At 68.1% G+C, this 19,616-nt stretch carries 14 protein-coding genes; 4 read left to right on the top strand and 10 right to left on the bottom strand.

The window, feature by feature from the left end; genetic code table 11:
• Nucleotides 1-63 precede the first annotated feature (63 nt).
• Nucleotides 64-1,347: a DEAD/DEAH box helicase gene (locus IFT87_RS14310; RefSeq protein ID WP_031396629.1), complete on the bottom strand. Its 1,284-nt coding sequence runs from the start codon at nucleotides 1,345-1,347 to the stop codon at nucleotides 64-66.
• A gap of 559 nt (nucleotides 1,348-1,906) precedes the next feature.
• Here IFT87_RS14310 and IFT87_RS14305 point away from each other — a divergent pair.
• On the top strand, nucleotides 1,907-5,053 hold the full coding sequence (locus IFT87_RS14305) for a TonB-dependent receptor (RefSeq protein WP_197975284.1): 3,147 nt from the start codon (nucleotides 1,907-1,909) through the stop codon (nucleotides 5,051-5,053).
• A 105-nt stretch (nucleotides 5,054-5,158) separates the two neighbouring features.
• A complete protein-coding gene (locus tag IFT87_RS14300; protein WP_192190991.1) occupies nucleotides 5,159-6,826 on the top strand; it encodes a glycoside hydrolase family 43 protein in 1,668 nt (555 codons plus the stop codon).
• A gap of 108 nt (nucleotides 6,827-6,934) precedes the next feature.
• Here IFT87_RS14300 and IFT87_RS14295 read toward each other — a convergent pair whose 3' ends face one another.
• The 5 genes from IFT87_RS14295 to IFT87_RS14275 form a co-directional block, all read right to left on the bottom strand.
• Entirely contained in the window at nucleotides 6,935-7,315 is a 381-nt protein-coding gene (locus tag IFT87_RS14295; protein ID WP_235516467.1) for a hypothetical protein, read from the bottom strand.
• A gap of 121 nt (nucleotides 7,316-7,436) precedes the next feature.
• Nucleotides 7,437-8,090, bottom strand: coding sequence for an alpha/beta fold hydrolase (locus tag IFT87_RS14290; protein WP_031440721.1), 654 nt, complete (start codon nucleotides 8,088-8,090; stop codon nucleotides 7,437-7,439).
• Nucleotides 8,091-8,156: 66 nt separating this feature from the next.
• Nucleotides 8,157-9,458 (bottom strand): CitMHS family transporter, encoded by a 1,302-nt coding sequence (locus tag IFT87_RS14285; RefSeq protein WP_056408458.1) that lies wholly within the window; start codon nucleotides 9,456-9,458, stop codon nucleotides 8,157-8,159.
• A gap of 164 nt (nucleotides 9,459-9,622) precedes the next feature.
• Nucleotides 9,623-11,128 (bottom strand): OprO/OprP family phosphate-selective porin, encoded by a 1,506-nt coding sequence (locus IFT87_RS14280; protein ID WP_192190990.1) that lies wholly within the window; start codon nucleotides 11,126-11,128, stop codon nucleotides 9,623-9,625.
• Nucleotides 11,125-12,213: an ABC transporter substrate-binding protein gene (locus tag IFT87_RS14275; protein WP_192190989.1), complete on the bottom strand. Its 1,089-nt coding sequence runs from the start codon at nucleotides 12,211-12,213 to the stop codon at nucleotides 11,125-11,127. The genes IFT87_RS14280 and IFT87_RS14275 overlap by 4 nt, the downstream gene beginning before the upstream one ends.
• 113 nt (nucleotides 12,214-12,326) lie before the next feature.
• Here IFT87_RS14275 and IFT87_RS14270 point away from each other — a divergent pair, with 113 nt between their 5' ends.
• Nucleotides 12,327-12,992, top strand: coding sequence for a response regulator (locus IFT87_RS14270; RefSeq protein ID WP_192071003.1), 666 nt, complete (start codon nucleotides 12,327-12,329; stop codon nucleotides 12,990-12,992).
• A complete protein-coding gene (locus IFT87_RS14265; RefSeq protein ID WP_192190988.1) occupies nucleotides 12,982-14,382 on the top strand; it encodes a sensor histidine kinase in 1,401 nt (466 codons plus the stop codon). Before IFT87_RS14270 ends, IFT87_RS14265 begins: the two co-directional genes overlap by 11 nt.
• 11 nt (nucleotides 14,383-14,393) lie before the next feature.
• Here the strand turns inward: IFT87_RS14265 and IFT87_RS14260 are convergent, their stop codons facing one another.
• Genes IFT87_RS14260 through IFT87_RS14245 form a run of 4 tightly spaced genes read right to left on the bottom strand, consistent with a single transcriptional unit; the run spans nucleotide 14,394 to nucleotide 19,520 of the window.
• Nucleotides 14,394-14,852, bottom strand: a complete 459-nt coding sequence (locus tag IFT87_RS14260) for a MarR family transcriptional regulator (protein WP_192190987.1) — start codon at nucleotides 14,850-14,852, stop codon at nucleotides 14,394-14,396.
• Nucleotides 14,849-16,036 carry an HlyD family efflux transporter periplasmic adaptor subunit gene (locus tag IFT87_RS14255; protein ID WP_192190986.1) on the bottom strand — a complete coding sequence of 396 codons (1,188 nt, stop codon included), beginning with the start codon at nucleotides 16,034-16,036 and terminating at the stop codon, nucleotides 14,849-14,851. Before IFT87_RS14255 ends, IFT87_RS14260 begins: the two co-directional genes overlap by 4 nt.
• Complete coding sequence (locus IFT87_RS14250; protein WP_192190985.1) at nucleotides 16,033-18,195, bottom strand: type I secretion system permease/ATPase; 2,163 nt, start codon at nucleotides 18,193-18,195, stop codon at nucleotides 16,033-16,035. Before IFT87_RS14250 ends, IFT87_RS14255 begins: the two co-directional genes overlap by 4 nt.
• A complete protein-coding gene (locus IFT87_RS14245) occupies nucleotides 18,192-19,520 on the bottom strand; it encodes a TolC family protein (protein WP_249403360.1) in 1,329 nt (442 codons plus the stop codon). Before IFT87_RS14245 ends, IFT87_RS14250 begins: the two co-directional genes overlap by 4 nt.
• Between the last annotated feature and the right edge of the window lie 96 nt (nucleotides 19,521-19,616).

The raw sequence follows: 19,616 nt of genomic DNA, 5'->3' as shown, positions 1-19,616 counted from the left end.
AACCGGGGAATGACCATGCGTCGCCCCCCGCCGTCACGACGGGGTCGACACGGTGCTCCGCGGTCAGGCGGCCTGGGCGGCCATACGCGCGGCGAGCTTCTCTTCCTCGGTCCACACCTTGCGCTCGCGTGGCGGCTTGGGCGCCTTGACCTGCTTGACCGGGCCACCGCCCAGCACCGGTGCACGCTTGGTCGAGTGACGCGCGACTTCGCAATGCCATTCGTGATCGTCATGCACGGTCAGCGTGCGCCCGATCTCGCGCTCGACGTCGTGGAGCCATGCGCGCTGTTCGGCGTCGCACAGCGTGACCGCGAAACCGCTGCGGCCCGCACGCCCGGTCCGGCCGATGCGGTGGACATAGCTTTCGGGCAGGCTCGGCAGGTCGTGGTTGAAGACGTGGGTCACCGTGTCAACGTCGATCCCGCGCGCCGCGATGTCGGTCGCGACGAGCACCTGGACGGTGCCGGCACGGAACGCGTCGAGCGCGCGCTCGCGCTGGCCTTGCGACTTGTTGCCGTGCAGCGCCTCGGCGGTGATCCCCGCTTCGCCGATGAACGCGCAGACGTCGTTGGCGATGTTCTTCTGGAGCGTGAACACGACCGCCTGACCGATGTCGGGCGTGCGCAGCAGCGCGAGCAGCGCGTCCTTCTTGTTCGCGGCGTCGAGGAACATCACCGATTGCTCGATCCGGTCGACCGTGGTCGAGGGCGGGGCGATCTCGACCTTCGCCGGATCGCGCAACAGGCTGTCGGCCAGCGTCGCGATCGACTTTGGCATCGTCGCCGAGAACAGCAAAGTGTGCCGGTCCGCGGGCAAGGTTGCGACGATCCGCTCGATCGGCTTGGCAAAGCCCATGTCGAGCATCTGGTCGGCCTCGTCGAGCACCAGCGCCTCGAGCGCCGACAGGTCGCAAAGCCCCTGTTCGACCAGATCGAGCAGACGGCCGGGCGCCGCGACGATGATGTCGACGCCCGCCTCGAGCGCCTTGACCTGGTGGAACTGACTGACGCCGCCGAAGATCGTCATCACGCTCGGCTTCAGGTGGCGGCCGAAGCTCTCGAACCCGGCGGCGATCTGCGACACGAGTTCGCGCGTCGGCGCGAGGACGAGGATGCGCGCGCCCCCCTTGGGGGCAGGGCGGGGATCGGCGGCGAGCCGGTGGAGCAGCGGCAGCGCGAACGCGGCGGTCTTGCCCGTGCCGGTCTGCGCCATGCCGAGCATGTCGCGGCCCTGCAGCAGCTGCGGGATCGACTGCGCCTGGATCGGCGTCGGGTGGGCATAGCCCTGTTCGGCGAGCGCCTCGAGCAGGAAGGGCGCCAGGGCGAGGTCGGCGAAGGTCGTGGTCATGGTAAAGCGGCGCCTCCGGCGCTGGGCAAGGCCGCGCCTGGTCGGGCTTAGCATTTCGGGAGCGCGCGCTGGTAGGTTTTATGCTGCACTGCGTCAACGCGGAATAGCGGCAGGGTGCAGGGGCATTAGCTTACCGGCGGCAGCGGGCGACCTTTGAGAACAAAATGCGCCACGGACCGCTCCGATCAGACGTCCTCGCGGTCTCCGGAAAGGCCCTAAGGGATTGGCCAAACCAAAACCGGCTTGACTCGCTAACCAATCATGGCGAGATACCGGTAACATCAGACTGCGTCAGACGGTTTCATGAGGGATAGGATGAGTGACCATGAAAGTGTCCGGCCAATGTCGCGGCCGCCAGATCGGCCGGCAGATGCCCCAGGCGGGCGTGCCGCTACGGCGCTTCCCCTGAGTCAGCTCGGGTAGCCCTGCGCGCCTACCGGCTGATCAAATACGCAAACAGCACCACGTTTTAGCCAAACCGGGACCCGCTTTCCGCGCCCCAGTACCGATTTCGTATGCCGCAACGAACGGCAACGACCCCACAGAGAGGACCCTGATCATGAAGGCATTTCGACAGCCGCGTTTGACGCGCGCAGCCTTGTTATGCGCTACCACCCTGGCCGTGTTGGCGCCGTCGATCGCGCTGGCGCAGACGGTGCCGCCGCCGCAGGAGCAGGTGCCGGACAATGGTCAGGATCCCGCCCCGGCAACGCCGCCCGCGCCGCAGACCGAGGACACGCAGGGCACGCCCAGCGAGGACATCGTCGTCACCGGCTACCGGTCGAGCCTCGCCAAGTCGACCGACGCCAAGCGCGCGTCGACCGGCTTCACCGATTCGATCTTTGCCGAGGATATCGGCAAGTTTCCCGACACCAACATCGCCGAATCCTTCAACCGCATTCCCGGCATCACGATCACCCGCGACGTGACGGGTGAGGGGACCAATGTCGCGATCCGCGGGCTCGGGTCGAATTTCACCAACGTGACGCTCAACGGCGCGACGATCGCGGTCGCGTCATCGGGTGCGACCGACGCGCAGGGCACGGACCGCTCGGTCGACCTGAGCTTCTTCCCGACCGAATTGTTCACCAAGCTGACCGTCAACAAGAGCTATACGGCCGACCTGCTCGAGGGCGGCGCGGCGGGCAATATCGATCTGCGCTCGGCACGTCCGCTCGACCGCGCGACCGGCTTCCTGAACTATAACGTCCAGGGCACGCGCCAGTCGCCCGAGGACCGGATCGGCGCGCGCGGCGCGCTGATCGGCAGCTGGCGGACCGACACGTTCGGAATCCTGGCCGGCGTGTCGGCACAAAGGCTGTTCACCGATACGCGCGGGTTCGAGACGATTGGCTATACCAATCCGGCGCTGACCGCGGCGCAGTGCGGCGCCGCGTCGGGCTGCAACACGACCGGTGGCGGCAACTGGACGATCCCGGCGGTGGTGCCGGCCGGCGCCGGCGCCGGGCTGGTCGCGGGGACGCCGATCGACCGGGCGTTCTTGCTCGCGAACAACCCCGGCGCGACGATCCAGCAGATCGACAATGCGCTGCTCCCGCGGCTCGGTCGCACGACCAGCATCCGCGGCCCGCGCGACCGGCTCAACGCGATCGTCAGTACCGAATGGCAGCCGACCGATGCGCTGCATTTCTACATCGACGGTTTGTACGGATACAAGAAGAACGAACTCACCCGCGAGAACATGGCCTGGATCGTCCGCAACGGCGCGATCATTCCGACCAACCTGACCTTCGACAATCCCGATTGCACGATCGGGTGCGTGGTGACCGGCGGGACATTTGCAAACGCGCAGTTCTTCAACGAATTCCGCCCCTATACCGAGACGACGAAGCTGGTCAGCATCAACCCGGGCGGCGAATGGGAGATCTCGCCGACGCTAAAGGCCTCGCTGCAGGGCAATTATGCGCGGTCGACCTTCCACCGCGAGAGCCCGACCGTGGGCCTCACCACCCCTCTCGGCGTCGGCAATACGGTCACCTACAGCAACACCGGCGGAATCCCGACGATCCAGAGCGGGCTCGACCTGAACGATCCCGCGAATTTCGGCTGGAACGCGGGCAGCCGGGTCGGCATCCAGGACGAGCGGCGTCTCAACAAGAGCAAGGGCGCGCGTGGCGATCTGACCTGGGGCGGCAAGGCGCTCAACCTGAAGATCGGCGGCGCATTCGACGACGTGTCGCGGCGGATCCGCGGGTTCGACAACAGCCAGGCGTGGCAGAATGCCGTTTGCGGCAACAATCCCAACGTGTTCGTCGCATCGCCCAACACCCAGCCGCCCTGCGAAGGCCTCAACGCGCCCGGCGCCGCGCCGGCGGGCTATCCGAGCTATCCCGGCTATGGCACGGGGGCGACCACCGGCCTGGCGGGGCCGGTCAGCTATGGCGGCTCGCTGGTTCCCAATGCGGCGGTGCCCGGCTATCTGAAGCCTGGTCCGGCAGGGTTCGTCACGGTCGACTGGCCGGCCTTTGCCGCCGCCACCAACTATGACAGCTTCCACGACGCGGCGCCCGAAACGGGGGCTGCCAACACCGGCGCCAGCGGCGGTGCGATCCGCGAGGTCGTAAAATCCGCCTTCGCCACGCTCAACGGCGCGCAGCAGATCGGCGACAACACGCTGCGGTTCAATGTCGGTGTACGCTACGTCAACACGATCCAGACGATCACGGGTCGCGTCTCGCTGCCGGATCCGCGCAACACGACCAGCACGGGCGCGAGCCTGCCCGACGGCAGCCGCTACGTGAATATCGTCAGCGAGGTGTCGACGCGCAACGTCTATTCGAAATGGCTGCCCGCCGCGACCTTCGCCTATGACCTTGGCGACCAGGCGGTGGTGCGCGTCGCCGGCTCGCGTACGATGACGCGTCCGGACCCCTCGGCCCAGCTGCCCGGCGTCAACTTCGGTGCGCCGTCGGCGGATCAGGCGAACATCGGCAACCCGGCGCTCAAGCCGTACATGTCGACCAACCTCGACCTCGGTTTCGAATATTATACCGGCCGCGAAGGCGTCGTCAGCTTCAACGCGTTCCGCAAGTCGATCGAGGGGTTCACCAACACCGCGATCAACACCGTGCCGTTCGCGGCGCTCGCGCAATACGGCATCACCTTCGACACGCTCAACGCCAACCAGCAGTTCGCGATCCAGTCGCGCGGCGGCCCCGGCGTCGCGCAGGTCCAGGTCACGTCGCAGGTCAACGTGCCCAACAAGCTGACGATCAACGGCCTCGAATTCCAGTGGGTCCAGCCGCTCGACTTCCTGACCCGGATGATCGGCGTCACGGGCTTCGGCTTCAATGCCAATGCGACGATCGTCGACCAGCGCAGCGATGGCCCGGCAACCGCGTTCGGCGTGTCGCCCTTCACCTACAACATCACCGGCTTCTACGAGAAGAACGGCGTGATGCTCCGGGTGGCGACGACCTCGCGTCAGGGCGCACAGAATAGCGGCGCGGCGCAGAACGGTATCCCGGCGGCGGCGCTGTTCGGGACGGACTATACGACCTACGACTTCTCGTCGTCGTTCGACCTCGACAAGATCTTCGGCCTGGCGGGCGCACCGCAGCTGACGGTCAACGTGTCGAACTTCACCGACGCGACGCTGCGGTCCTATTTCCAGTTCGAAAATGCGACGTTCACGCAGTATAAGCCTGGACGTCAGTTCCTGATCGGCCTGCGCGGCACCTTCTAGGACCGACGGTCGGGACGGTCGCCATCGCGCGATCGTCCCGGCGGCCGCTTAAGGACCCGACGACCAGTCTGTACGCCGCCCGCTCCGGACAAAGGATTCCCCCTCATGCGCATCCTCACCCTCGCTCTCATCGCGCTCGCCGGCACCAGCGTCGCGCAGGGCAGCCCGGCGCAGACCGCCGCTGCGCCGTCCGACGCATCGCCCCGGTTCAGCCGGTTCAGCTATGAGGGGCGGTCGCCCGGTGCGGCACCGTTGCAGCGCAACCAGTATCGCAACCCGATCCTGTCGGGCTATTATCCCGATCCGTCGGTCACGCGGGTCGGCGAGGACTATTATCTCGTCAATTCGTCGTTCGCGCATTTCCCCGGACTGCCGGTCTTCCATTCGCGCGACCTCGTGAACTGGACTCAGATCGGCAACGCGATCGACCGCCCCGATCAGCTCGACTTCACCGGCATGCGGACGTCGCAGGCGGTCTTCGCGCCCGACATCTCCTATCACGATGGCGTCTTCTACATCGTCAACACCTGCGTCGAGTGCAAAGGCAATTTCGTCATCACCGCACGCAATCCGGCCGGCCCCTGGTCCGCGCCGATCTGGCTGCCGTTCGAGGGCATCGACCCCTCGATCTTCTGGGAAGGCGACAAGGCCTATATCGTCAACAACCGCGCCCCCGCCGAACCGCCGCGCTATGACGGGCACCGCGCGATCTGGATCCAGGAATATGACTGGCGCAAGGGGCAGATGGTCGGCGAGAGCACGCAGCTCGTCAATGGCGGCGTCGACCTGTCGAAGAAGCCGGTCTGGATCGAAGGGCCGCACATCTTTCGCAAGGATGGGTGGTATTATCTGACCGCCGCGGAGGGCGGCACGAGCGTCAACCATTCTCAGGTCGTGCTCCGGTCGCGGACCTTGCGCGGCCGCTATGAGCCCTATGCCGGCAACCCCATACTGACGCAGCGTGATCTCGACCCCGCGAGGTCGCGGCCGATTACATCGGCGGGGCATGCCGAACTGGTCCAGACTCAGACGGGCGAGTGGTGGGCGACCTTCCTCGCGGTCCGGCCCTATTCAGGCGACTATTACAATATCGGTCGCGAGACGTTCCTGCTCCCCGTGACCTGGAAGGATGGCTGGCCGATCATCCTGCCCAAGGGGCAGCGCGTCCCCGAAGTCGCGGCGTCGCCCAGACTTCCTTCGCAGCGCCCGGGGCCAGTACCGACGGCCGGCGCCTTTTCCTATGTCGACGAGTTCGACGGCGATCGTCTGGCGATGCAATGGGTCGGTGTCCGCACCCCCAAGGCGCCGTTTTATCGCCTGACCGGGGGCGAGCTCGTACTCGGCCGGGGCGCGCCGATGGGCGATCTCGCGGGCGTTCCCGCCTTCGTCGGCCGGCGCCAGCAGCATCACGACACGACGATCTCGACCACGCTGCGCTTCTCGCCAAAGACCGGCGATCGTGCCGGCCTCGCCGCGATGCAGAGCGACAAAGCGCATCTCTTCTTTGGGCTGACGCGGATTGCGGAGAAGCCCGTCGTTGCCCTCTATACGACGCAGGAGGGCAAAGAGCAGCTCCTGGCCAGCGCGCCGGTCGATCCGGCAGGCCCGGTCACGCTGACGATCGACGCCACCGGGGGTACGATGCGCTTCAGCTACACGACCGGCGCAACGCCTCGCACGCTCGCATCAGATGTCGACGTCCGGTTCTTGAGCACGCGGATGGCGGGCGGTTTCGTCGGTACGCTCATTGGCCCCTATGCCTGGACCCGCTGATTTCGCGCGTTACCGCTACGAAGACAGTGTGGTTCTGGCCACGGCGGGCCAAATGCCGGAATAGGAAAAAGGCGCGGGCCGGCTGATTTGCCGGCCCGCGCCTGAAACTCAGGCCTTCTTGCGCGCGCGCTTCGGGCTTGCGGCTGCGGCGACGTCCTCTTCCTCGTCCGGGCTGTCCTCGCCCGCCTCGGTCAGCGCCTCACCGAGCGCACGCAGCTTGTCCTGCGACGTGTCAGCCTTTTCCGCGATCTTGGTCGTCGCGGCACCAAGCCGGTGCAGCAGCGCATGGACGCGGTCGGCGTCCGGCGTGTCCTTCTCAAGCTGCTTGCGCAGCGATGCCAGGTCGCGAAGAATGCCCTTGGCGCCGGGTGTCTCGATATCGGCGAGTGCGGCTTCCCAATCCTCGACCATGTCGGCGCCCTTGGCGGGCTTCGTCGCGTCGAGACCGCGATTGATTGCGTTCATCGTTCCTGCAAATTTGACGGCCATGTCTGCTCTCTCCTAGCCGGTAGCGGCGAGCATCAACGCGGTCGGGCGGCGCGAATGTCCCGCCATTCCTATCAACCTGCATCAACATGATCGCATTTTGTTCGCGGACCCGCCGCGCGCGTCAGCGCAACCAGTTGCGCAGCAGGGCGGTGACCTCGCCCGGCCGTTCGAGCGGGGCGAGATGGCCGCAGCCCCGCAATTCGTGAAACCGCGCGCCCTCGATCAGCGTGGCCAGCGCACGCGCATCGTCGGGCGTGCAGATTCGGTCGCGATCGCCCACCGCGACGAGCGTCGGCACGTGGATCGCGGCGATCGCATCGCTGATGTCGGGCCGTTCGAGCAGCGCACGTTGCTGGCGTTCGAAGACCGCCTTGCCGACCCGGTCCGCCATCGCCTGCACTGGGCCCGCCACGATCGCGGTCAGCCGCGGATCGGCATGCGGCGCGGTCGCGAGCAGCCCCTGGCCGTCGACCGTCCGCGGACGCATCGTCATCGACGCGCGCGTGCCGAACAGCGCGACACGCAGGACCCGGTCGGGCGCCTGCCGCACCATCTCCATCGCGACATAGCCCCCCAGGCTGACCCCCGACACCGCGAAGCGCGGCGGCGCCTTGGCGAGCACGCGCGCGGCCATCGCCGACAGCGTGTCGTCCTGCGACAGGTCATGAAACTCGGGCTCGGCGAGCGCGGCAAGATCCATGATCTGCCGTGCCCAGAGTCGCCCGTCACACCCCATGGCAGGCAGCAGCACGAGCGGGATCGGCGAACGGGTCATGCGGTGTCTCCGGTGGCGGGAAGCAAGGGGCGGATGGCGGGGGGCATCATCGGGCGGCCGGACCGATCAGGCGACGAACGGGAAGGCGAGCGCGATCATGCCCACCACCGTCATCACCGCGCAGACCAGGATCGCCGGCACCAGCGTGAACCGCTGATGATCCGCCAGATCGATCCCGACCAGGCTGACGAGCAGATAGGTCGACGGCACCAGCGGGCTGAGCAGATGGACCGGCTGGCCCATCAGCGACGCGCGCGCGATCGCCTCGGGTGCGACGCCGTAATGCGCGCCCGCCTCGGCGAGGATCGGCAGCATCCCGAAGTAGAAGGCGTCGTTCGAGATGAAGAAGGTGAAGGGCAGGCTGAGCGCTGCGGTGATCGGCGCCATATAGGGGCCCATCGCCGGCGGGATCACGCCGACCACCGCCTTGCTCATCGCCTCGACCATCCCGGTGCCGCCGAGAATCCCGGTGAAGATGCCCGCCGCGAAGATCAGCGACACGACCGCCAGCACATTGCCGGCATGCGCGGAGATGCGCTCCTTCTGGTCGGCGACGCCGGGATAGTTGACGATCATCGCGATCGCGAAGGCGAGCATCATCAGCACCGACAGCGGCAGGATGCCCCAGACCAGGAGCGTCAGCAGCGTGACAACGAGGGCGGCGTTGAACCAGATCAGCTTGGGCCGGCGCGCTTCGGGATATTGCGACACCGCCATGCCGGTGAACGTGTCGGTCGCGGTGATGCCCGCTTCGCCCATGCGCGCGCGCTCCTTGCGGCCGAAATACACCGCCAGCCCGACGAGGAAGGCGAGCCCTGCGATCATGCCGGGGATGAGCGGCAGGAACAGCGTCGCGGGATCGAGCTTCAGCGCGCTTGCCGCGCGTGCGGTTGGCCCGCCCCACGGCGTCAGGTTCATGATCCCGCTCGTCGTCATCAGCAGGCAGACGAGATACAGGCGGTTCATGTCATAGCGCTTGTACAGCGGCAGCAGCGCGGCGATCGTGATGATGTAGGTCGTCGAGCCGTCGCCATCGAGGCTGACGAGCGCGCACAGCACGACCGTGCCGATCAGGATCCGCATCGGGTCGCCGTGCACCATCCGGATCAGCCGTCCGACCAGCGGATCGAACAGGCCGGTGTCGGTCATCGTCGAGAAGAACAGGATCGCGAACAGCAGCATCACGCCGGTCGGCGCGAGGTTCTTGATACCGTCGATCATCATCGGGCCGAGACCCGCGGCCTCGCCGGCGAAGACGCCGAAGATCGAGGGGATCACGATCAGCGCGACCAGCGGCGTCATCTTCTTGGTCATGATCAACGTCATGAACGTGGCGACCATCAGGAAGCCAAGCAGGGCAAGGTTCATCGCATCGTCCTAGAAAAGGGCGTGAAAAAGGGGGGTGGGGGCAAAACCCCCGTCATCCTGACGAAAGTCAGGATCCAGGGTTACGGAGCGCCATCCTGCCTCGCTCTGGATCCTGACTTTCGTCAGGATGACGGAGCGAGAGATGCCGGAGACGGCGCGCCGCATCAGAACGTCACACCGACGCGCGCGCTGACCGTCTGGCCGCTGTCGTTGCCGACATAGTCGCCCGCACGATTGTCGGTGTTCCACTGGATCGCGTTGACCTGGAACCGGGTGAAGCTGTTGAGATACCAGTTCACCCCGACCGTCGCGGCCCAGCCGTCGCCGCCGGTCAGCAGGTCGCTGTAATCGAGGCTCTCGTACCGCGCGGTCAGTTCGATCGCGCCGACGCCGCCATCGAAGGTGGGTTTGAGCACCTTGGGCTGGCCGAAGCTGCCGAGCCGCGGGTTATAGGGTGGCAGGTCGCCGGTCAGGAACAGACCACCCGACACGCTCCACGCCTTGCTGACGAAGTCGGGCCGTCCACCGTCGAGCCGCGCATTGCGCTGGCCGGCTTCGCCCATCACCCACAAGGGCCCGCGATAGCCCCCGAGCTCGACGCCGTAACCCGTCGTCCCGGTGCCGCCCGTCAGCGGTCCGCTCGACACGCGCAGCGCGCCATTGAAGCGCCCGCCGATCACCGTGTTGCGGGTCAGCGTGCCCGCGACGGACGACAGCGATTCGTCGAACCCCCAGAGCCCGACATGAAGCACGCCGGTGTCGGACTTGATCGGATTCCAGTGCGCGCGGCCGAGCACGGTGCGGCTGTCGCCGACCGTCTGCGTGCCGTCGATCCGGTCGCCGGTGACGGTGACCGACGCGTGGCCGGTCTTCCAGAAGATCCGCGGCATGACGCCGATGCCGTAAAAGCCGCGCTGCGGAATGATCGCGGTGGCGACCGTCGTGCGCTCGAGGAACGGGGTCGAGTCCGACCCGGTCGATCCTTCGAAGCTGCGGTCGTTGAACAGATGGCCTGCGCGCACGTCGTAATCGAGACCGGGCGTGATACGGTTGCGCCAGCCGACGAACGCGGTGACGACGTCGACCTCGTTTTCTGAAAAGTCGCTTTCGAACTGATAGAAGAAATGCGTGCCGACGCCGCCTTCGAGACCGAGGCGCAGCGCGCGCATCCCCGTCGTCGTGATGTTGCGGCCGTCATATTTCGACCCGAAGCTCGAACTCACATCCGTCAGGATCCGGCCGCGCGGCTTGAAGGTATAGACGCCGTCCGCGGAGTGGAAGACCGGCAGGCCCGCGCCCCATTCGGTCGTCAGGCCCGATGGATTGTCGCGTGCCGCCACGGCCTGTGCGACGCTACGGTCGGCGGGGCCGGGGGGCGCGAGCTGCGGTGCGAACGGCACGGTCCGCCGGGGCTCGCCCGTCTGCGCGAGCTGCGGCTGCGGCGCGGCGGCGGTCGGCTGGACGGGGGCCGCGGGCGCAGCCGCCTGTGCGACGACCGCATTGGTCTCGAGCCGGTCGAGCCGGGACTTGAGCGTGGCGATCTCGGCCGCCTGCGCGCGGACCAGTGCGGCGAGGTCGGCGTCGCTGGGCGCCGGTGCCCCGGTCTGGGCGAGCGCGGGTGTCGCGATGATCAGCGCGACGAGAGCGCAGCCGGTACGAAATGGGGTCATCGGGAAGAGGCTCCGTTGGCAAGAAGGGCGGTCCAGTCGCGCAGGAAGCGCTGGCGCTTGAGATGATCGAGCGTGACGAGAAGCTGCGGTCCGACCCGGATCGGCCGGGCCTGCGCGGCGGGAAGGCGGCGCGCGGGGACGTCGGTGCGGACCGGCCAGAGGCTGCGCTTTGCGAGCAGCGACTGGCCTTCGCGCGACAGCAGGAAGTCGAGGAACAGCTTGGCCGCGGCGGGATGCGCGGCCTCGCGGGCGATGAACGCGATCCGCGACGTGACGATCGTATAGTCCTTGAGAAACGCCACGCCGATCCGCGGATCGGTGCTCGCGCGCTCGAGCGCATAGGAGCCGATGACGTTGTAGGCGATCGCCTGCCGGCCCTCGGCGACGCCGCGCAGCATCGGCTCGCTGGTCCGCGACAGGACCGGCTTGGTCGCCGCGATCGCCTCCAGCAACGACCGCGTGTCGCGCGTGATTGCCATGTCCTCCGACAGATAGAGATAGCCGACATTCGAGCGTGACGGATCGAAGGTCGTCACGCGCCCGGTCAGCGCGGTGCGCTGCGTCCGCAGCAGCGCCTCCAGCGCGGCATGCGTCCGCGGCACGCGCGCCGGCGGCAGCAGCCGCTTGTTGTAGACGATCCCGATCGGCTCGGCGGTGACGCCGAAGCCCATGTTTTTCCAGACCGAGACGGCGGGCAGCGCGGGTTTTTCGGGGCTGGCATAGCTTTGCGCGAAGCCGTCGTTGATCAGCTTGACCTGCAGATCCATCGCCGACGACCAGACCAGATCCGCGGACAGGCGCCGCGCGCGCGTCTCGGCGACGAAGCGGCGATACATTTCGGTCGACCCGAGATCGGCGTAGAGGACGGTGATGCCGGGATAGCGTTTGCGAAACGCGGCGACCACCGGCAGCAGCTCGGCGCGATCGGCATTGCCGTAGATCCTGACCTGCCGCTCGGCGCGTGCGCTTTCGATCAGCGTGTCATAGGAGCGGGGATAGCCCGCCGGACGCTGCGCCGACACCGCGGTCGCCGCGAACCCGGTCAGCGTGGCCAGCAATCCGATCGTGAGAACCATTCGTGCCATCGTCACCTCTCCTCGCCTTCCGTCTCTGTGTTCGGATAGGCAGTAGCGGTGGAATACGAATCGAAGCTGTCACCAACCTTTCACGCCCTTTTGAATCAACGAGGTAAGCCGATTTGCGCATTCTGTTGATCGAGGACGACGCCGCCCTCGCGCGCAGCATCGCGGCATTGCTGCGGGCGGGCGGCAATGCGGTCGATCATGTTGCGACCGGCGAGGAGGCGCTCGGCATCGTCGCGGGCGAGCCCTATGCGCTCGTCATCCTCGATGTCGGGCTGCCCGGGATCGACGGTTTCGCGGTGCTCGAGACGCTGCGGCGACGCGGCGAGCGCGTGCCCGTGTTGATGCTGACCGCACGCGATGCGCTGGACGACCGCGTGCGCGGGCTCGATCTGGGTGCCGACGACTATCTGCGCAAACCGTTCGACCCCGAAGAGCTCGAGGCGCGGGTCCGCGCGCTGGGGCGGCGACGCGGCGGCGATCCGCTCCCGGTGCTGAGCGTGGGGACGTTGACGATGAACCGCTCGACGGGCGATGCGGATATCGCCGGCCGGGTCCTCGATCTGCGCCGTCGCGAACGCGCGGTACTCGAGGCGCTGGCGATGCGCGCGGGCCGCGTCGTGCCGCGCGAGCTGCTGATCGGCGAGGTGTTCGGGTTCGACGAACCCGTCGGCGGCAACGCGATCGAGGTCCATGTTACGCGGTTGCGGACCAAGCTTGCCCCCGACGGACCAGGTATCCGCACCGTGCGCGGCGTTGGCTATATGCTCGATGCCGGCTGAGGCGCGTGCCCCCGCGCTGCGGACGCGCCTGCTGGTGGCGGTGCTCGGTCCGCTGCTCGCGGCGGCGATCCTGATCGGCGTGGTCGGCGCGACGCTGATCACCGATGTCGTCCGGCGCACCAGCGACCGCGTGCTCGGCGGCGCGCTCGGCGCGATCGCGGAGACCGTGCAGGTCGAGCGCGGCGAGGTCACGCTCGACCTTCCCGCCGCCGCGTTCGGGATGCTCGAGAACGCCGAACGCGACAATGTCTATTACCGCATCGCGGTCGGCGGGGACCTGCTCACCGGTTATGCCGACCTGCCCGCACCCGATCCCGCCGGGCTCGCGGTCGATGTGCCCGCCTACCGCTTTGCGCGTTATCGCGGTCAGCGGATCCGCATCGCCGAGGTCCGTCGCGACCTGCCGCGGATCAACCGGCCGGTGATCGTGCAGATCGCCGAGACGATCGACAATCGGTCAGCCCTGACCCGCCGTCTGATGATCGCGCTGCTCATCGGCGAGTGCGTCCTGGTCGGTGGTGCCGCGCTGCTGCTCCGCCCGGCGCTGGGGTGGAGTCTGCGCCCGCTGGCCCGGCTGCGCGGCGCGATCGAGGCGCGCGACAAGCGGGCGCGGCCCGACTTCTCGCCGCTCGACACGGGGCCGCTGCCGCGCGAGCTCCGCCCGCTTGCCGGCGCGTTCGACCGACTGCTCGCGCAGCTCGATACCGCGACGGTCGGCGTGCGCCGCTTCACCGCCGACGCGTCTCACCAGATGCGCACGCCGCTCTCGGTCCTCAAGGTTCAGGTGGCGCTCGCGCGGCGCGGTTCGGGCGCCGAACGGCACGAGGCGCTCGACGAGATCGGCGATGCCGTGACGCGGCTCGAACGGCTCGTCACCCAGTTGCTGGCGCTGGCACGGGCGGAGGAGGCGGGGGTGTCCGCCCCGCTCGAAACCGTCGACCTGCGGGAGGTGGCCGCTGCGGTCATCACCCGCCAGATCAACCAGGCGATCGAGGCGGGGATCGACCTCACGCTCGAAACCGACCCGGTCGAAACCTACCAGGTACCCGGCCACCGGACGCTGATCTTCGAAATCCTGTCGAACCTCGTCGACAACGGCATCCGCTATAACCGGCGCGGCGGCACGGTCACGGTCAGCCTCCAGACGTCGCAGGGGGAGACCGCGATCGCGGTGATCGACGACGGACCGGGCATCGCCGACAACCAGCGCGACGTGGCGTTCGACCGCTTCGTCCGTCTCGGCGCACCGGGCAGCCCGGAGGGCAGTGGCCTAGGGCTAGCGATCGTCCGCTCCGCCGTTGCGCGGTTGAACGCGACCGTCGGCTTCGGCGCAGCGGACCGCGGCACGACGATCGTCGTCCGTTTTCCCGGCACCGCCGCAAAGGGGTAACGCCGCGCCCGTCAGTCGCGCAGCTTGCCCGGCGCGAAGGATTTCGGCGCCACCGCCGGGGCCGCATCCCCGGCGCCGCGATCGAACAGATGGTCGAGCATCGCCGCCATCGCCCTGTGGCCGGTATCGGTCAGGCTGACATGCACGCGTCGGTGATCCGCGGGATCGACATGGCGGCGCAGCAGCTCGGCCTGTTGCAGCCGATCGATCCGCCGCATCGTCCCCGCTGCACTGCCCCCCGACATCAGCGTCAGATCCTTCACGCAGAGCGTCTCGCCGGTGGCGGCCGCAATGAACAGGTCGATCATCATGTCCCAGGCCGGATCGACCAGCAGGTCCTGCGGCAGGAACGCGCTCATCGTCGCGCGCAGCTGGCGAGCCTGGCGCGCGCGGGCGAGCAAGGCGGGTGCGATCGGTCGCGGGGCGCCAGCGCCGGGTGTGCGCAGGTTGCGGCGTGCGACATCGGTCATCGTTCGCGCAGCGCCTCCCGCGCCCGGTTGAGGGGTTTGACGAGATACTGGAGCACCGTCTTGCTGCCGGTATGGATATCGACCGTCGCAACCATGCCGGGGGTGATCGCAAACCGTGCGCCGGCCTTGTTCGTCAGCGAATCCGCCTTGGTCCGCACGAACACACGGTAATAGAGGATGTCGGGCTTCACCTCGTCGCGGATCGTGTCGGGCGAGATGCTGACCACGCTGCCCGTCAGGCCGCCATAGATCGAATAAACATAGGCGGTCACCTTGACGCTCGCGGACTGGCCGGGGCGGATGAAGGCGATGTCGCGCGGCTGGATCCGCGCCTCGATCAGCAGCCGGTCGTCGAGCGGGACGATCTCCATCAGCTTGCCATTGGGCGGCACGACGCCGCCGATCGTCGACACCTCGATATTCTTGACGACCCCGCGCACCGGCGAGCGCAGTGTGAGGCGCGAGAGCGTGTCGGACCGCCCCCGAACCACCGGTGCGAGCGAGTCGACCTGTTCGGTGACCTTGGCCAGATCCTGCCGCGCCTCGACCATATATTGCGACCGCAGATCGGCCTTTTTGAGCTCGAGCTCGGCCCGCTGGCGTTGCAGCCGCAACACCTCGACGTTGCTCGCCGCGCCGACCGCGATCAGCGATTCCCCGATCCGCACCTCGCGTCCGATCAGCGCCAGACTCTGGTCGATCAGCTGGATCGACGATTGCAGGCTGCGTCGCCGGGTGTCGTGGAGCCGCGTCTCGGCGGCCTTGAGCTCGGGATAGCGGTCGAGCTCGGACGCGAACGTCAGCGGCGTGCCGTTCGCCTCCGCCTGAAGGCGGGCGACGCTGGCCAGCGCGGCGCGGTATTTGGCGGCGGTTTCGTCGACGGTCGACCCCGCCTGCGTCGGATCAAGCTGTGCGAGCAGCTGACCCGGGGTGACGATATCGTCCTGGCGCACCGGAAGCTTGGTCAGGATCCCGCCCTCGAGCGACTGGATCACCTGTTCGCGGCTGGTCGGGACGACGCGCGCTTCGCCGGTCGCGACCTCGTCGAGTGCCGCGAACCACGCCCAGCCGAGTGCTGCCACGAACAGCGCGGCGAGGATCCAGACGAGCCGCGTCGCGGTCGCGAGCCGGGCGCTGCCTTCGCCGCCGAACAGATGGTCGTCGTCGATCGCCCGCGCGCTCATGCCGCGGCACTCCGCGTCCCGCGCATCTGCGCGAGGATCTGGTCCTTGGGGCCGTCGAGGACGATTGTGCCATTGTCGATCACGATGATCCGGTCGACGATCTCGAGCATCCGCATCCGGTGCGTTGCGACGATCAGCGTACGCGTACGGCTCCACGCCCCGAGCCGCGCGATGAAGTGTCGCTCCGTCCCCTCGTCCATCGCCGCGGTCGGCTCGTCGAGCAGCGCGACGCTCGGCTGACGAAGCAGCAGCCGCGCGAGCAGCAGCCCCTGGATCTGCCCACCCGACAGGCCTCTGCCCCCCTCCTGCACGACATGGCCGAGCCCGTCGCGCAGCCGGCGGACCATGGTGTCCGCGCCGACCATCGCGAGCATCTCGCTGATCTCCCTGTCCGACGCCATCGGCGCGCCGAGCGTCAAATTCTCGCGCAGCGTCCCGTGAAACAGCCGCGAGGTCTGCGTCAGCAGGCCGATGTCGCGGCGGACATCGGCGGGATCGACCTGATGCAGCGCGAGGCCGTCGAGCAGCACCTCCCCCGACACCGGCTGCAGCATCCCCGACAGGCCCTGGAGCAGCGTCGACTTGCCCGCGCCGTTGCGCCCCAGCAACGCGATCCGCTCGCCCGCCGCGATGTCGAGCGTCTGGACCGTCAGGGCAGGGGGGGCGTTGGGGTCGGCATAGGTGAAGACGGCGGACCGCAGCGCGAAGTCGCCCTGGACGACGGGCAGCGGGATGCGGTGATCCGCGTCGGCGGTGTCGACGGGCAGCGCCATGATCTGGTTTAGGCTCCCCATCGCCACCTTGGCATGCTGGAACCGGCTGAGCAGCTGCGTGACCTGGGCCATCGGCGCCATCATCCGCGAGCCGAGGATCGAGGTCGCGACCAGCACGCCGGTGGTGATGTCGCCCGCGATCACGAGCGGGGCGCCGACGAAGATGATCGCGGCATAGACGCCGTTCTGGACGCTCTGGGTCCACACCGACAGGCCGTTGGTCAGCCCGCGCAGCCGCAGCTGCGCCTCACCCGCGACCGCGGTATAGTGGTTCCACTGGTGGTGGAACCGGTCCTCCGCCTGCAGCGCCTTGATGTCCTCGATACCCTGTACCGATTCAACCAGCATCGCGTTGCGCAGCGAGGATTCGCGCATCGATTCGGTCGCGTACATCCGCAGCCGGCGTTGCGCGAGCAGCCCCGGCAGCAGCAGCAGGACCAGCGCCGCGAGCGGCACGAGCGCCAGCGCGCCGCCGACATACCAGAGCACGCCGAGGAACAGCAGGAAGAAGGGCATGTCCGCGACCGTCGCGACGGTCGTCGAGGTCAGCATGTCGCGCACCTGGTCGAGGTCGCGCAGCTGCGAGATGAACGTCCCGGTCGAGGTCGGGCGGGCGCGGTTGCGGACCCGCAGCGCGTGACCGAAGACCCGGTCCGAGATGCGCAGATCGGCCCGCTTGCCAAGCACATCGACGATGTTCGTGCGGAGCCGTCGCAACACGAAATCGAAGCCGATCGCGATCAGCACCCCGACGAACAGGATCGTCAGCGTCGGGATCGAGCCCGCCGGCACGACGCGGTCATAGACCTGCATCGAGAACAGGACCCCTGCGAGCCCCAGGCAGTTGGTCACGACCGACGCGACCATGACATGGCCATAGGAGGGGGCGTCGGCCATCAGGATGTCGCGCAGCCAGTGATCCTGGAACGGCCGGATATAGGCGTCGATACGCGTGTCGGGCGCCGAGCGCGACGGCCGTGGAATGACATAGCCAGTCGCGCCGGCGGTCAGCTGGTCGATCGGCAGGTGCGTCGCTCCACCCCGGTCGCCCGGCACGATCAGCCGGGCCTGGCCCTCCGCGTCGATCCCCTCGATCAGCGCGATCTCACCGTCGCGCAGCCGGACGATCAGCGGCAGCCGCCAGCTCGTCAGCCGCATCCCCGCGGCGGGCACGAACTGCACGCCGAGCCCGGTCGCGCGCGCGAGCGTGCGGACCCGTACCTCGTCGTCGGCGCCCAGCTCCCAATGGGCCGCGAGCCGCGCACGCTGTTCGGACAGCGGCAGGCGATAGTGGCGGGCAACGCGGCCAAGCAGGTCGAGCCACGCGTCGATGCCGCCGCCCGGTCCGCCCGCCGCCACCGCGATCGGCACCCGGTCGGAGGTCACAGCGTCACCCCGCGCACCGTCGCACCGGACAGCGCGAACGCGTCGCGCATCCGTCCCGACAGATACAGGCAATCCACCTGGAGGCTGCGCAGGGTCTGCGCGACGTTCACGGCCTCGAACCGGACCTGCTGGAATTCCTGTTCGGCGTTGAGCAAATCGACCAGCGTGCGTGTGCCCATTTCGAGATACTGAATCCGGTACAGCCGGCCGGTCTCACGCATGTTGGTCTGGCGCGACTGCAGCGTGGCGACGACCTGCGACAGGCTTTCGATCTGCTGGCGGGCCTCGGCCAGCCGCTGGCTGCTCTCGTTGCGGACCCGGCGCGTGGCCGCCTGCGCCGCCTCCAGCTCGAACGCCGCGCCGCGCGCACGCGCGCGCGTGACCCCGCCCGCGAAGATGTTGCTCGAGACGCGCAGGCCGACATTGTAGATGCTGCGATTGCCGAGCGGCGCGGTCACGTCGGTCGAGGCGTCGCCGCCGATCGACAGCGTCGGATAGCGGTCCGCGCGGCTGCGGCGCAGCGCGGCGGCGGCGCGGTCCGCCTGCGCCTCGGCGGCCATGACCAGCGGCACCGTCTCCCAGGCGGGCACCGGACCCGAACAGCTCCGCATCAGCCAGTCCGGAACGTCGGCGGACACCGCGGCGGGCGGGGCGTCGCGACCGAGCAGGAAGGCCAGATTGCTCGCCCAGCGGCGCTCCGCCGCCTCGACCGTCGCGAGGCTCGCCATCGCTGCCTCGACCCGCGCCTGCGCCTGCAGCGCATCCGATCGCGTCGCGGCACCAAAGGCGGTGCGCTTGCCGACAAGCTCGCTGATCTCGCGGATCCGGTCCGCCTGTTCGGCCGCGATGATCCGCTGGGCCGACGCGCGCTGATATTCGATCACGGCATAGGCTGTGTCGCGGATCAGCGTGTCGACCGCGAGCAGCATCTCGGCACGCCCGACCCGCGTCCCGGCGCGCGCGCCCGCGATCTCGCTCGACACCTTGCCGAAATCGAACAGCATCTGCGACGCGCCCAGTTGCGGTCGCGGCCGCAGGGTGCCCGATACGCGACTGTCAAACCCGCTGCCGATCCCGGCGCTGATGGTGGGAAGATAGCCCGCGCGTGCCGCTTTCACCTCCTCGCCGCGCGCCGCCAGCGCGCCCGCTGCCTCGGTCAACGACGGATGCCAGGCAACCGCTTCGCGTGCCGCGGTTTCGAGCGTCACCGGACCCGGCGTTGCGGGGCGAGGGGTGTCGACCGCTTGCCCGGCGTTGCACGGTACAGCCGCCAATAGGACGCCCGCGGCCAGCGATCGCATCGCGCTCATAGTGGAAGTGATCATTGCGTCCCTGTCCTCTGCTGGCACCAGCAAAGGACAGGGGTGCTTAACGAAACGTATAGAGTAAACAGTCTTTAAGTTGCTGAAATGGTTCTAGAA

Source organism: Sphingomonas sp. CFBP 8765, assembly GCF_014841445.1.
Taxonomy (GTDB): Bacteria; Pseudomonadota; Alphaproteobacteria; order Sphingomonadales; family Sphingomonadaceae; genus Sphingomonas; species Sphingomonas aerolata.
Note: the sequence above shows the minus strand (reverse complement) of the source record. Positions and strands in the feature narration are given on the sequence as shown.